Below are 13,505 nucleotides of genomic sequence, written 5' to 3' on the forward strand. Positions count from 1 at the left end.
ATGATGGGCATCACTTCCGTGGCCGGCGTTCCGGTCCAACCCCGGCACCGCGCAACCTGCCACTGCGGCACGGTCGAGCTGCTGCTGGACCTGCCGGACGGCATCGTCGATCCCCGCCGCTGCGACTGCTCGATGTGCCGGCGCCGGGGTGCCATCGCCGCCAGCGTCCCCCGCCAGGGCCTGCAGGTGGTGCGCGGGCAGCATCACCTGCAGAAGTACCAGTTCAACACCCATGTGGCCGAGCACTACTTCTGCGGGGTGTGCGGCATCTACACCCATCACCGGCGCCGCTCCAACCCCGACCAGTACGGCTACAACGTGGCCTGCCTGGAGGGCATTGATCCGTTCGCGCTGGGGGTCATTCCGGTCAGCGACGGGGTCAACCACCCGTCAGACCGCACCGGCTAGTGGCGCGTGCGCCGCGGCGGCGTGGCGACCTTCTGCCAGGGCGCCATGCCGCTGCGCCCCGCCCGCGCGGGTCGTTTCAGCCAGGGCCGGCGCGGCGGTGCCTGCGGCGCATCCGCGGCCGGGGGAGGAAGCGGTCGACGGCCAGGCCAGAGATGATCGAGCAGCCACATGGCGGGTCTCCGTGGGGGGACGGGGACGATCAACATTAGACCCGGGTGGGCATGGGCGGCGTGAGCGGAAGACGACAACGGGATGACGGCGGAGGGGGCGATGAGCCTGCTACGCCGTATGCTCGGCCAACGTGCCTTTGCGTTTCCGCAGCAACAGGTGCAACAACACAGCACACACAGCCGTCAGCAGCGCCAGTACACGCAGCAGTGTTGCCAGCGCCTTGGCGCTGACCTGCTGCAGCTGCTCACCGCTCATCGCCGGCAGCAGTGCCGCCGCCTGGTCGCGGGACCCGCTCGCCAGATAGGCACCGGCACGCGCCAACGACGCGGGCGATGCCCCATGCAGCTGCTGGTCGACCAGCATCGCCAGCAGCGCCGTCACTGCGGCCAGGGCGATGCCTTCGCCCGCTACCCGCACGGTTCCGAAGATGCCGGCGGCCATGCCCGCACGCTGTACAGGCACCACGCTCACCGACAGCCCATCCATCAGGCCCCATGGCAAGGCCGTCCCTGCACCGACCAGCATCAGCAACGGCACCCACTGCAAGGGCGACGGCTGCGATGCGTGGCGCGACAACAGGTACAGGCCAGAGGCACAGACCAGCAGTCCCAGCGTGCACAGCCGCGCACTTCCAACGCGCTCCGCCCAGCGCGCAGCCAGCATCGGCAGCACCAGCATCGGCGCGGACAGCGCCAGCATCTGCAGTCCCACCAGCGTCGTGCTCTGGCCATGCACGCCCAGCAGTTGCAGAGGCAACACGACCAGCAGCACCACGTAGCCCAGACAGGTCGCCACCGGCAGCAGCTGGACGCCGAGAAACGCCGGTTGCCAGAACAGTGAGAGGTCCAGCAACGGGGAAGGATGCAGCCGTTCGGCACAGACGAACGCGCCGCCCAACAGCAGCGTCGCCAACAGCGCCAGCTGCACGCGACCGGCGTGCAGGCCGTACTCTCCCAGCCACAGCAGGGCCAGGGTCAATGCCGCCAGCATCAGGCTGAAGCCCAGCATGCCGGCGATGTCCAGCCGTCCGCGCTCGCCCCGGCTTTCGGGCAACGCGCGCGCGGCCAGTGCGAACGCCGCCAACGTCAGCACACCGCCTGCAGCGAACACGCTGCGCCAGCCCAGCGCCTGCAGCAACAGGCCCGCGAGCAGCGGCCCCAGCGCCAGGCCCGCACCGAATGTCGTGCCCAGCAGGGCGAAGACACGGGCACGCCTCGGTCCCTGCCAGCCCTGCGCCAGCGCAGCGGTGCCCGAGGCCAGCGCTGCGGCAGCGGCAACGCCCTGCAGAGCGCGCGCCAGATCCAGCCACAGCAGCGTAGGCGACAGGCATACAGCGGCCGTCGCGACGGTGAAGCCGGCCGTGCCCAGCAGGAACATCCGCCGTCGGCCATGGCGATCAGCCAGGCCACCGGCAGCGAGCAGCAGGCTGCCGAAGGTGAGCATGAAGGCGTTGGTCACCCAGGCCAGCGCAGTGGGCGATGCCACTGAGGAGCGGGACAGCACCGGCACCGCGACGGCGCCGGCGGTGAAGGACAACGGCAACGCCAGCGCGGCCAGGCAGACCGCAAGCAGGGCCCAGCGCTGCTGCGCGCGGACAGGTACAGGGAGCATCGAATCCGGGGCCATGCGGGCCTCCATCCATCAGGGGCATTGATGATGGACAGGCCGCTATTCCAGAAAAACAGGCTCGATGGACGTTGATTACGTCCAACCGTTCCGCAATCATGCTCCCCATGGACTCCATCTCCGCCCTGCTCGCCTTTGTCCGCACCGCGGAGGCAGGCAGCATCGTCGGTGCGGCCCGCGTACTCGGCCTGTCAGCCTCGGCCGTCGGCAAGCGCATAGCCCGCCTTGAGGTCGACCTGGGCGCGCGCCTGTTCCAGCGCACCACCCGCCGCGTGCACCTCACCGACGAAGGCGAACTGCTGCTGCAGCGCTGCCGGCGTGCACTGGACGAGCTTTCCGAAGCACAGGCGGACCTGGCGCAGCGACAGCACGCCCCCAGTGGGCTGCTGCGCATCGGCCTGCCCACCATCGGCTACCGTTTCCTTCTACCGGTGCTGCCCGGATTCCAGCAACGCTACCCCCGGGTGCAGCTGGAACTGGAGTTCAATGACCGCATCGTGGATGTGGTCAGCGAAGGGCTGGACGCGGTGATACGCAGTGGCGAGCTGGCCGATTCCAGCCTGACCGCACGGCGACTGGGCGGCTTTCGTTTCATCCTCTGTGCGGCACCGGGGTATCTGAAGGCGCACGGCATTCCCGGCGATGTAGGCGACCTGCGCCTGCACACCGCGCTGCGCTTCCGTTACCCCACCACCGGAAAACTGCATCCGTGGCAGCTGCCGGGCATCGAAGGCGACGCCGGGGCGCGCCTTTCCACGGCGATGACCTGCAACAACATGGAAGCCGTGCTGGCCGCTGCGATCGGTTGCATGGGCCTGGCCTGGATGCCGGACTTCCTCGCCGCTGACGCGCTGGACGATGGCCGCCTGCAACGGGTGCTGCCTGCGCTGCCCACGTACCAGGGGCAGTTCTCGTTGCTATGGCCCGGTGGGCGCCATCCCAGTGCACGCCTGCGGGTGTTCATCGACTACGCCGTTGCCAACCTGTTCCAGGACGCCTCATAAAAAGGGGACGGAGGGGATTAAGTCGTTTCAGGCACAGCAGGGCCAGTTACGACTTAATCCCCTCCGTCCCCTTTTTCCTAGCGACTGAAGCGGCGGGCGCCTGCCACGCAGATCACCGCGACCGCGGTCACCAGCACCATGCTGAGGCTGACCGATTCGTGCAGCAGCAGCGCAGCCAAGGCGAGGCCGAAGAACGGTTGCAGCAGCTGCAACTGGCCAACAGCGGCGATGCCGCCCTGCGCCAACCCGCGGTACCAGAACAGGAAGCCGATCAGCATGCTGAACACCGCCACGTAGCCCAGCGCCCACCACGCCGAGGCACCGACCGCAGTGAACGAGGCCGGGCGCATCAGCACCGTCAACGGCAGCATCACCGGCAGCGCCAGCAGCAGTGCCCAGCTGATCACCTGCCAGCCGCCCAGATGACGGGCCAGCCGGCCGCCTTCGGCATAGCCCAGCCCGCACACCACGATGGCCGCCAGCATCAGCAGGTCAGCCTGCAATGACGCCTCGATGCCGTTGCGCACCGCATAGCCCACCACGCAGGCGCTGCCCAGCAACGAGAACAGCCAGAAGGCAGGACGCGGCCGCTCGCCACCGCGCAGCACGCCGAACAGCGCAGTGCTCAGCGGCAACAGGCCGAGGAACACGATGGTGTGTGCCGATGACGCATGGCGCAGGGCGAGCGCGGTCAGCAGTGGAAAACCGACCACAACGCCGAGGCTGACCACCACCAGCCCAGGCAGATCACCGCGCCGCGGCCACGGCTGGCGCAGCATAAGCAGCAGCGCCAGGCCAAGCACGGCGGCGATGGTGGCGCGTGCGGCGGTGACGAACCCGGCATCCAGCTGCAGCACCGCCAGGCGGGTGGCCGGCAACGAGCCCGCGAAAATCACCACCCCAATGAAGCCATTGATCCAACCGCTCGCCGACCGTTCCACGCCTGTGATCCTGAAGTGCCAGGCGACGCCTGGCGGAGCCTGTATGGAAGCATCCATGGCGGAACCGCCCCAGCTACAATCCAGTACAGTCGCAAAGAACTGTATTGCCCACACTTCCACTACAGTGCTGACATGCCACGTCCGCTTACCCGCATCGAATCGGTCATCCAGGCGGTCCGCAACCGCATCACCGCGCGGGTCGATGGCCCCGGCTCCCGCCTGCCTTCGGTGCGCGCGCAGGCGGCAGCGATGGGGGTGTCGGTCTCCACCGTGGTCGAAGCCTACGAGCGCCTGGCGGCCGAAGGGCTGATCAGCGCGCGTGCCGGTTCCGGCTTCTACGTCAGCGGACCGGCCGCACCGCTCGCCCTGGCCGAAATGGAACCGCGGCTGGACCGCGCGGTGGATCCGTTGTGGGTGTCGCGGCAATCGCTGGAAACCCCGCCGGGCCACCTCAAGCCGGGGTGCGGGTGGATGCCCAGTAACTGGCTGTATCACGATGGCATGCGCCGCGGCCTGCGTCGGCTGGCGCGTGCCGATGCAGTGCATCTGGTCGACTACGCCGGACCACTCGGGCTGCCCGCGTTGCGCCAGCTGCTGCAGAGGCGCAGCGCCACGCTCGGCATCGATGCACCGATGGAGCAGATCCTGCTGACCGACTCCGGGACGCACGCGGTCGACCTGATCTGCCGTTTCCTGCTCAAGCCCGGCGACTGCGTGCTGGTCGATGACCCGAGCTACTTCAACTACCACGCGCTGCTGAAGGCGCACCAGGTACAGGCAGTGGGTGTGCCGTACACACCCACCGGCCCGGACCTTGAAGCGTTCGATCGTGCATTGCAGGACCATTCCCCACGGCTGTACATCACCAACTCGGGCCTGCACAACCCGACCGGTGCGGTGCTCTCGGCCAGCACCGCGCATCGGCTGCTGGGGCTGGCCGAACGCAGCGAGTTGATCATCGTCGAGGACGACATCTTCGCCGACTTCGAACTGCAGCCGGCGCCCCGGCTGGCCGCGCTCGACGGGCTGTCACGGGTGATCCACGTCGGCAGTTTCTCCAAGACGCTGTCGGCCGCTTCGCGCTGCGGCTACATCGCTGCACGTCATGACTGGATCGAAGCATTGACCGACCTGAAGCTGGCGACCAGCTTCGGCGGTGGTCATCTGGCCGCGCAGCTGATGCACATCGCGCTGACCGACAGTGGCTACCGACGCCACATGCAGTCGATACGCTCGCGGCTGGCCGACGCGCGCCGGCACACACTGCGGAAACTGCAGACGCTGGGCATCACGCCGTGGCTGCAACCGGAAGCCGGCCTGTTCCTCTGGTGCCAACTTCCCGATGGCCGCGATTCCGCCGCGCTGGCCCGGCAGTGCCTGCGCGAAGGCATCGTGCTGGCACCGGGCAACGCGTTCAGCCAGTCGCAGCGCGCGGCCGACTATCTGCGCTTCAACGTATCGCAGTGCCAGGACGCACGGATCTGGCAAGTGCTGGCGCGGGCATTGCGCTGAGCTGGATGCAAGCCGGTCAACGCAGCTAGGAGTGTCCCGCGGCAAAGGCACTTGCATGCCACGGTACAGTGGTATGTCCCCTGCTGCAGGAATTCGCGCATGTCCACGTTCTCCGACCCACAGGCGGTGGCCCGCTATGCCGAAGCGCCACTGCGCCAGGTGCCTGGGTTCCTCGCGTTGCAGCAGATGAGCCGCCTGCTGCTGGCCGAACGTGTTCCTGCGCAGGGCCGCGTACTGGTACTCGGTGCCGGGGGCGGGCTGGAGCTGAAAGCCTTCGCCGAGGCGCAACCGGGCTGGCAGCTGCTGGGTGTGGATCCGGCCGCGCCGATGCTCGCGCTGGCCGAGCAGACACTGGGCCCGTTGAACGCACGCGTCGAACTGCTGGAAGGCTACATCGACGATGCCCCGGACGCGCGCTTCGATGGTGCCAGCTGCCTGCTTACCCTGCACTTCCTCGATGCCGCGCAGCGCCTGCACACGCTGCGCGAGCTGCACAGGCGCCTGCAGCCCGGCGCGCCGCTGGTGGTGGCGCACCACAGCGTGCCGCAGGATCCGGCCGGCAAGCTCCGCTGGTTGCAGCGCTACGCCGCGTTCGCCGAAGCCTCGGGTGTTGCCCACGCCGATGCGCAGCGCGCGATCGACGCCATTGCCGAGCGGCTGCCGCTGCTGGCGCCCGAACAGGAGGTCGCCCTGCTGCAGGAGGCCGGCTTCGACGGCGTGGAGCTGTTCTATGCAGGCTTCAGCTTCAGGGGCTGGGTGGCGTACGCCGGGTGATGCCTACGGCACCACGATGATGCCGATGCGCTGCATCAACAGCGCCACCTGCTGCACATCCAGCGTGGCGCCACGCAGGTTGGTGCTGCGCAGGTCCAGCTCACCCAGCTCCGAGTGGGTCAGGTCGCAGTCGGTGAAGTTGGCGCTGTTCCAGTCGATGCCCTCGAACTGGCCACCGGACAGGTCCGAGCCGGCAAAGCTGGCGCCACTCACGCTCGCACCGTCCCAGCGGTTCTCCCACAGTTCGCATTTCTCCAGCGTGACCCGCGAGAAATTGGCATAGCGCAGGTTCGACTTCTTGATGAAGGCACTGCAGAACCCGCTGCGCGGGGTGATCTGGTTCATGAAGCTGGCGTTGCTGAAATCCGCGCCCTGCGCGCGGCACTCGCTGATTTCCAGGCCCAATGCCTTGACGAAATTGAAGTGGCACATGCTGATGTCGTAGCTGCGGAAGCTGGCTTCCTTCAGCGTGGCGCCGTTGAAGCGGCAGCCACTGCGGCTTTCGGCGTCATAGAAGCTGCAGTTGATGAACTCGGTGGCGGTCAGGTCCACGCTGGAAAAATCGCATTCGTGGAACTGCTGGTCGACCACTTTCTGGCCGGTGTACTGGTTCGCGCCAATGCGCAGCTTGCGGTGAACGGTGGGGGGACATCGTGGATTCCATGCCAGGTGCCCCGCCATGATGCCGGGCCGCGAGGGCGATCCATAGACGTGGGCGCGGGAGGATTCACCGGCAGTCCAGCCGCGCTGTGTCCCCGATGCCAATTGCACGTTGTTGCACATTTATGCACGAATGTGCAGACTTATGGCATGAGCTCAGACCCCAGCCCCCTCCCCGCCCAACGCACTCGGCAGATCCTCGAAGAACTGCGCCAGCAGGGCCGCGTGGTCGCTGCCGAACTGGCGCGCCGCTATGCCGTCTCCGAAGATTCGATCCGCCGCGACCTGCGCGAGCTGGCCGCACAGGGCCTGTGCCAGCGTGTCTACGGCGGCGCCGTGCTGCCACCGCCCAAGGAACGCCCGCTGCGCGAGCGCCTGACCCGCGACCGCGGCGACAAGGCCGAGCTGGCCGCCCGCGTCTGCGCGTTGCTGCAACCCAATCAGGTTGTACTGCTCGATGCCGGTTCAACCAACCTGGCGATCGCCCAGCAGTTGCCGCCCGCCCTCGGCTTGACGGTGATCACCAATGCGCCACAGATCGCCACGGCCGCCAGCATGCTTGATGGCACCTCGGTGCAGCTGATCGGCGGCCGCCTGGCCAGCGGTGGCGGTGCGGTCGGCGCAGAAGCACTGGCCCAGGTGCAGCGCCTGCGCGCCGACGTGTACCTGCCCGGCCCCTGCGCGGTGGACGGCGATACTGGTGTATGGGCAATGGATGCAGAAGAGGCCACGCTGAAGCGCGCGATGGTCGCGTGCAGCAGCCGCGTCATCGTCGCCGCCACTACTGAAAAGCTCGGTGCCCGCGGCCACTGGCAGATCGCCAGCCTCGACGAGATCGACGACCTGGTGCTCACCACCTCGGCCCCGCCGGCGCTGGCGGCACGCTTCCGCGCCGCAGGCATCGCGGTACACCCCACTCCGCCCTGACCGTACCGCTCATGTCCGTTGCCAACCGCGCGCGTGCCGAACAGCACGCGACCCGCGCTGCGTTCTTCATTCCCGGCTTCGCCACTGCGCTGTGGGCCACCCTGGTGCCGTTCGCCAAGGCACGCACCGGGATCAACGACGCCACGCTGGGGCTGGTACTGCTCTGCCTCGGTGCCGGTTCGCTGCTGGCAATGCCGTTGTCCGGCGTGCTGGCCGCGCGCCTCGGTTGCCGGCGGGTGATGGTGGCCAGCAGCCTGCTGATCTGCCTGACCGTGCCCGGCCTGGCGCTGGCCGGTTCGGCTTGGGCACTCGGGCTGGTCCTGTTCGTGTTCGGTGCCGCCGTGGGCGCAATGGACTGCACGATGAACGTGCAGGCCGTCATCGTCGAGCGCGAAGCACGGCGCGTGATGATGTCCGGCTTCCATGCCTTCTTCAGCATCGGTGGTTTCCTCGGCGCGGCCACCATGACCGTGCTGCTGTCCGCACAGCTGCCGCCCTTGGCATCGGTGCTGATCGGCGTTGGCGCCATGCTGCTGGTGATGCTGTTGTCGGCAGCGCACTGGCACAGCGAACGCATGCCGCACGACACACCGATGCTGGCCCTGCCGCACGGCATCGTGTTGTTCATCGGCGTGCTGGCGTTCGTCGCCTTCCTCGGTGAAGGCGCGATGCTCGACTGGAGCGCGGTGTTCCTCAGCGATGTGCGGCGCGTCGATGCCAGCCTGGCCGGCGTCGGCTACGTGACCTTCACCCTGACCATGACCGTGGCGCGCCTGTTCGGCGACGCACTGGTGGCGCGCGTGGGCCGCCAGCGTGCGATCGTCTTCGGTGCTCTGCTTGCCGCTGCGGGCGTGCTGGTGCTGACCCTGGTCACGCCGTGGCAGGCGTCGCTGGTCGGCTACGTGTTGGTCGGCCTCGGTTGCGCCAACATCGCGCCCGCGCTGTTCTCGCTGGCCGGTCACCAGACCCGCATGCCCGGCGCGCTGGCGATCACTGCCGTGTCCACGCTCGGCTTTGCCGGCATCCTTGCCGGACCGGCGCTGATCGGCTTCGCCGCAGACCATTTCGGCCTGATCGCCGCGTTCGTCGGCGTGGCCACGGCCTTGTTGCTGGTGGCGGTGTCCACGCGCTGGCTGCGGGTGTAGCCCAGGGCATCAGCGCCGCCTGCGCCGCAGCTTCATCCGCAATCGCCGATAGCCGATCACCGTCGCCGTGGCACACAGTGCGGTGCCAGCAGCGCTCAGCAGCAGCAGCACCGCCAGCCGGGTACCTTCCTGGCGCAGCATCGCCGGCAGGTCCCAGCTGTGCAGGAAGTAGAACAACCAGCGCCCCACCCGCTCGCGATGACCCATCGTCAGCAACGGATCGCCCGTAGCCAGGTCGAGATAGACGCGCGTCGCCTCGGCATCACCGAAGTCCACCACGGCCACCGGGAAGCGGCGTACCGCTGCACCATTCATGGCCTCGGGCGCACGCGGATAGAAGTACGCATCCGCTGCATGCTGCACCACGAAGCCCTGCATCGGTGCATCGGACAACGCACGCACCTTCTGCTGCAGCCAAGCTGCCGGCAGCAACCGCGTAACCTGCAGATGCCCATTGCTGCCGGACACGATGCGAGTATGACCCTGCCCGTCCAGCAGCACCGCAAGCAGCTCACCACTGATCCGTCGCCACTGAATCTCCACCGGCTGAAAGCGCGCGGCTTCGGCCACTGCCAGAAGCGTGTCAGGATCACCCAGTGCACCGTCCACCGCCACCGCGCCGCCACGGTAGTGCTCAACATCGATCGCCTCTCGCGTGCTGCTGAAGACGCCCAATGGATTCATCGACATCAGGCCGCTGAAGATCCAGGTGAACACGAAGGCCGCAGCACACAATCCGATCAGATGGTGCCAGCGCATCCACGGCTCGACGTACGGTGTCTTCGCACCGGAACGATAGTGGCCACGGAAACGCCAGCGCCACACACCCACCACGATGCCGCTGACCGCCGCCAGCGTGCACAGTGCGGACAGCACGATCACCACCCACGTCCACACCGGGTCCACCGACTGCATGCGCAGGAAATACAACCAGTGCAGCCAGGCGCCCACATAGTTCCAGCGCTGCTGCATATGCGGCGCGTCCAGCACCACTTCGCCGGTACGCGAAGACACATACAGGTCGCCCGGTTGCTCACCGCCCACCTCGACGCGATACAGCGGCCGATGCGCATCCAGAGCGCGCGAATGCGTCCAGCGGTCCTCGTCCACGCGCATCGCACCCACGAAGGCCGGGCCGCCCGCGAACTGTGCAGCGGACGCTTCGGCACGCTGTGCCGACACCGGCAGCAGCGCCTGGCCGGTCACGGCAGACCAGGCGCCCACGTTGCTGCCACTTCGCACCACATACGCCGGCTCGCCACGCAGTGTGGTCAATGCCACAGCCTCCGGCTCGGCCTGCACGGCAGCCGGCAGTACCGACAGCCCCTGCAGGTCGCGGGCCTCACCCAGCACCGGCAACGCCGCCAGCCGCTCACCGGGTGTCAGCTTCGGGTAACCAATGAACAGCATCACCATGCCGCTGACGAACCACAGCAGCATCAGCAGGCATCCGCCGATGCCCAGCCAGCGGTGCACCAGGTAGGTCCAGCGCTTGGCGGTGGATCGCAACGTCATCGCCAGCGTCCTCAGAAGCGATGGTCAACAGTGAATTCGACGCGCCGGTCTGCACCCAGCAACCACTGCGTACTGGTGTAGTACGCGGTGGCGTAGTACGCCTTGTCGAACACGTTGAACAGGCGCGCGCTCACCCGCGTGCGCGGTGCCGCCTGCCAGGTCAGCGCCAGGTCGGTGGTGCTGTAGCCGGGCAGCTCCAATGTGTTGGCGTTGTCGGCGTAGCGCTTGCCGACGTAACGCACGCCCCCCGCCGCACTCCAGTCCGGTGCGAACTGCCAGCTGAGCCACGCACTGGCCAGGCGCTCGGCCACGTTAGGCGGCACGTTGCCATCACGCGATACCAGCACCGCCGGCGAACCCGTGGTTTCCAGGAAGTCCTCGAATTCGGCCTTCAGCACCGTCGCGTTGGCATCCAGCGTCCAGTGCGGCGCGACATTCCAGGTCAACGACGCTTCAATACCGCGCGAGGTCTGCGCGCCCACCTGCACGCGGCGATCCGGCACCAGCGGATCGCGGCTGAGCAGCCCGGTCTTGCGGATGCGGTACGCCGCCAGCGTCCACTCGCCACCGTCGAACGCCTGCTTCAGGCCCACCTCGATCTGCCGCCCCTTGGCTAGATCGAACGCTCCATTCGCGGGGCTGATCATCAGCAGTCCACTGACCGGATCTGCCGCCTGCGAGTACTGCGCATACAGGCTCAGCGTCGGCTGCAGCGCAAATACCGTGCCGGCGCGCCAGCCGGTGCTGCTGTAGGTTTTCGAGAACGCGTTCTGGCCACTGATCAGATCGGTGCGATCGATGCGCGCGCGATCGTGGCGCAGGCCAGCCAGCACCGACCAGCGCTCGCTCAGCGCCAACCGGTCTTCCACGAACAGCGCGTACTGCTCGGCGGCGTTGCGGTAGCGCGGCAGGTTCGGCGCGTCGCTGGCGAACTGGCCCGGCACCGGATGGAACGGATCGACCGGGCCGGAGCTGCCCGTATAGGTGTTGTTGGTGTGCTTGAAGTGCGCGCGGTTGGCGTCCAGGCCCACCGCGAAGCTGTTCGCCCTACCGCCCACATTGCCCTGCACGCGCAGCGTCGAGGTCAGCCCGGTCTGGTCCTGGTTGTGGGTGATCTGGGTGTTGCCCGAGCGATCGATCAGGCCGGTGCGCGGGTTGTAGACATAGGCCTCGGCGTTGCGCCAATCGCGCTGGCTGTCGATCTGGTAGAGGCGCGTGCGCCATTTCACGTTCGCGTTCGGTGTCCACAGCGCATCAAGCTGGGTCCAGCGGTCGCGATAACGGATCTCGCTGTCGTCCACGTTGTAGTTGCGATGGCGCAGCGCGTCCAACTGGCGTCCCTCCACCAGCGGCGTGCCGAAGTAGCGCATCGGCTTCTGATGGCCCTGCGCGTGGGTCAAGGTCAGCTGCAGGTCGGTGCGCGGCTGCCACAGCAGCGCGCCGGAGAAGGTGGCATCGCCGTTGCGTCCCCGATCGACCCAGCCACCGCTGTAGTTGCCGCTCACATCCAGCCGGTAGGCCAGCTCGGGCGTCAGCGCGCCGCCACTGCCGAAACCCAGGCGCGCGGTGTCCTCGCTACCCACGGTCACGCTGATCTCGTTTTCGATGGCGCCGCGCGAGGGCTTCTTCGGCACGATGTTGATCACCCCGCCGATCGCACCGTCGCCGTGGATGACCGAGGCCGGCCCGCGCAGTACTTCGATGCGCTCGATCGACCAGGTATCGAACGGGAAGGTGATGCCCACGCCGCCGTACTGGCGCAGCCCGTCGTACAGCCGCATCACCGAGGCGCCATCGGTGAAGCCACGGCTGGACAGCGCACTCAGACCGTTGCCCGGGTGCGGCATCGCACTGATCGCACCTGCCCGGCTGATCGCATCGTTGAGGTTGCTGTCGCCGCGCTGTTCCAGCTGTTCGCGCGAAATCACCGTCAGGCTGGCCGGCGTCTGCAGCACGCTCAAGCCCAACGCAGAGCCTGCGCTGGCGGTGGATGACAGCTCACCGCTGCGAGCATCGACCACGCGCACGGTCTCCAGCGTGGTCGGGGGTGCCGCGTCGGCGGCAAGCAGGGGCGCAGCATGCAGGAGCAACGCGCACAGCACAGGCAGCGTCGCCCGGCGCAGGCGCGCGGGGTTGGGGTTCGTTTTCATTTTTTCACGGCATGCAAGGCCACCCCGCGATGGCAGGGCAGCAATCAGAAAGGGACAGACACGCGCGTGCGGGCACCGGCCGTGGCCGGCAACCTCATGGAAAAACGATCAGTGCAACGCGCGTGCGGCTCAGGCAGCCATCAGTGCCGGTGGCCCACGCGCTCCCAACGTGCCGCCGATTCGTTGCGGCAACGCCTGCACCGCGCCGCGCAGTGCGCGGCACACCGGTACCATCGGCGCCAACAGCAGCACGGCCGCCACCAGCAGGGTGATCAGCCGTGCAGCGATCAGGCAGTAATCGCAGTCCACACCCATCTCGTGATCGGCATGCGGATCGGCGGGCGGCTTCTTTGCGGTCTCGCCGTGCGGCATCGCCATCGCGTGATGGTCGTGGTGCCCTTCCATCGCGTGCTGCGCATGCTCTGCGTGCATTGCGTGGTCCATGGCGGCCACCGGCGCAGCGGCAGCCACGTGACCCTGCGCCAGCCAGCGGCTCACCAGCGGGGCGAGCAGCACCAGCAGCATGGCAAGCCAAGCCAGGGCCTGGAACCGGCGGTGGAGGACAGAATGACGCACCCGGCCATTCTACGGGCCTGTGCCCAACCTTGGACCCCGTTCAGGGTTTGCCCCCTGCGACACGGTGACGCAGGAGCTCGCCTCGCGCGGCGACAT

At 67.8% G+C, this 13,505-nt stretch carries 11 protein-coding genes and 1 pseudogene; 6 read left to right on the forward strand and 6 right to left on the reverse strand.

Going from position 1 to position 13,505, the window contains the following annotated elements:
• The first annotated feature begins 3 nt into the window (after positions 1–3).
• Entirely contained in the window at positions 4–408 is a 405-nt protein-coding gene (locus tag AC5P7S_RS07070; RefSeq protein ID WP_005415530.1) for a GFA family protein, read from the forward strand.
• 279 nt (positions 409–687) lie between these two features.
• Here the strand turns inward: AC5P7S_RS07070 and AC5P7S_RS07075 are convergent, their stop codons facing one another.
• On the reverse strand, positions 688–2,205 hold the full coding sequence (locus AC5P7S_RS07075; RefSeq protein WP_065197131.1) for an MFS transporter: 1,518 nt from the start codon (positions 2,203–2,205) through the stop codon (positions 688–690).
• A gap of 107 nt (positions 2,206–2,312) precedes the next feature.
• Between AC5P7S_RS07075 and AC5P7S_RS07080 the strand changes: the two are divergent.
• Positions 2,313–3,297 (forward strand): annotated as a pseudogene (locus AC5P7S_RS07080) (LysR family transcriptional regulator).
• Here AC5P7S_RS07080 and AC5P7S_RS07085 read toward each other — a convergent pair.
• Entirely contained in the window at positions 3,287–4,150 is an 864-nt protein-coding gene (locus tag AC5P7S_RS07085) for a DMT family transporter (protein WP_065177960.1), read from the reverse strand. The pseudogene AC5P7S_RS07080 and the gene AC5P7S_RS07085 overlap by 11 nt on opposite strands.
• A 132-nt stretch (positions 4,151–4,282) precedes the next feature.
• On the opposite strand from AC5P7S_RS07085, the gene AC5P7S_RS07090 reads away from it, so the two are divergent.
• A complete protein-coding gene (locus AC5P7S_RS07090) occupies positions 4,283–5,662 on the forward strand; it encodes an aminotransferase-like domain-containing protein (RefSeq protein ID WP_095377018.1) in 1,380 nt (459 codons plus the stop codon).
• Positions 5,663–5,761: 99 nt separating this feature from the next.
• On the forward strand, positions 5,762–6,436 hold the full coding sequence (locus AC5P7S_RS07095) for a class I SAM-dependent methyltransferase (RefSeq protein ID WP_095377019.1): 675 nt from the start codon (positions 5,762–5,764) through the stop codon (positions 6,434–6,436).
• Between the two features lie 3 nt (positions 6,437–6,439).
• Here the strand turns inward: AC5P7S_RS07095 and smqnr are convergent, their stop codons facing one another.
• Complete coding sequence (gene smqnr, locus AC5P7S_RS07100) at positions 6,440–7,117, reverse strand: SmQnr family pentapeptide repeat protein (RefSeq protein ID WP_095377020.1); 678 nt, start codon at positions 7,115–7,117, stop codon at positions 6,440–6,442.
• Positions 7,118–7,246: 129 nt separating this feature from the next.
• Between smqnr and AC5P7S_RS07105 the strand changes: the two genes are divergently transcribed.
• The gene (locus tag AC5P7S_RS07105) at positions 7,247–8,023 is read left to right on the forward strand and encodes a DeoR/GlpR family DNA-binding transcription regulator (RefSeq protein ID WP_005415523.1); all 777 of its coding nucleotides are present in this window, start codon (positions 7,247–7,249) and stop codon (positions 8,021–8,023) included.
• Positions 8,024–8,034: 11 nt separating this feature from the next.
• Positions 8,035–9,168, forward strand: a complete 1,134-nt coding sequence (locus AC5P7S_RS07110; protein ID WP_005415522.1) for an MFS transporter — start codon at positions 8,035–8,037, stop codon at positions 9,166–9,168.
• A gap of 9 nt (positions 9,169–9,177) precedes the next feature.
• On the opposite strand, the gene AC5P7S_RS07115 is transcribed toward AC5P7S_RS07110, so the two are convergent.
• The 3 genes from AC5P7S_RS07115 to AC5P7S_RS07125 form a co-directional block, all read right to left on the reverse strand.
• On the reverse strand, positions 9,178–10,683 hold the full coding sequence (locus AC5P7S_RS07115) for a PepSY domain-containing protein (protein ID WP_095377021.1): 1,506 nt from the start codon (positions 10,681–10,683) through the stop codon (positions 9,178–9,180).
• A gap of 11 nt (positions 10,684–10,694) precedes the next feature.
• Positions 10,695–12,833: a TonB-dependent receptor gene (locus AC5P7S_RS07120; RefSeq protein ID WP_495213615.1), complete on the reverse strand. Its 2,139-nt coding sequence runs from the start codon at positions 12,831–12,833 to the stop codon at positions 10,695–10,697.
• A gap of 129 nt (positions 12,834–12,962) precedes the next feature.
• Positions 12,963–13,358, reverse strand: a complete 396-nt coding sequence (locus AC5P7S_RS07125; protein WP_095377022.1) for a DUF2946 family protein — start codon at positions 13,356–13,358, stop codon at positions 12,963–12,965.
• Positions 13,359–13,505: the final 147 nt, after the last annotated feature.

This window comes from Stenotrophomonas sp. YJH_SMC_32, from assembly GCF_059369975.1.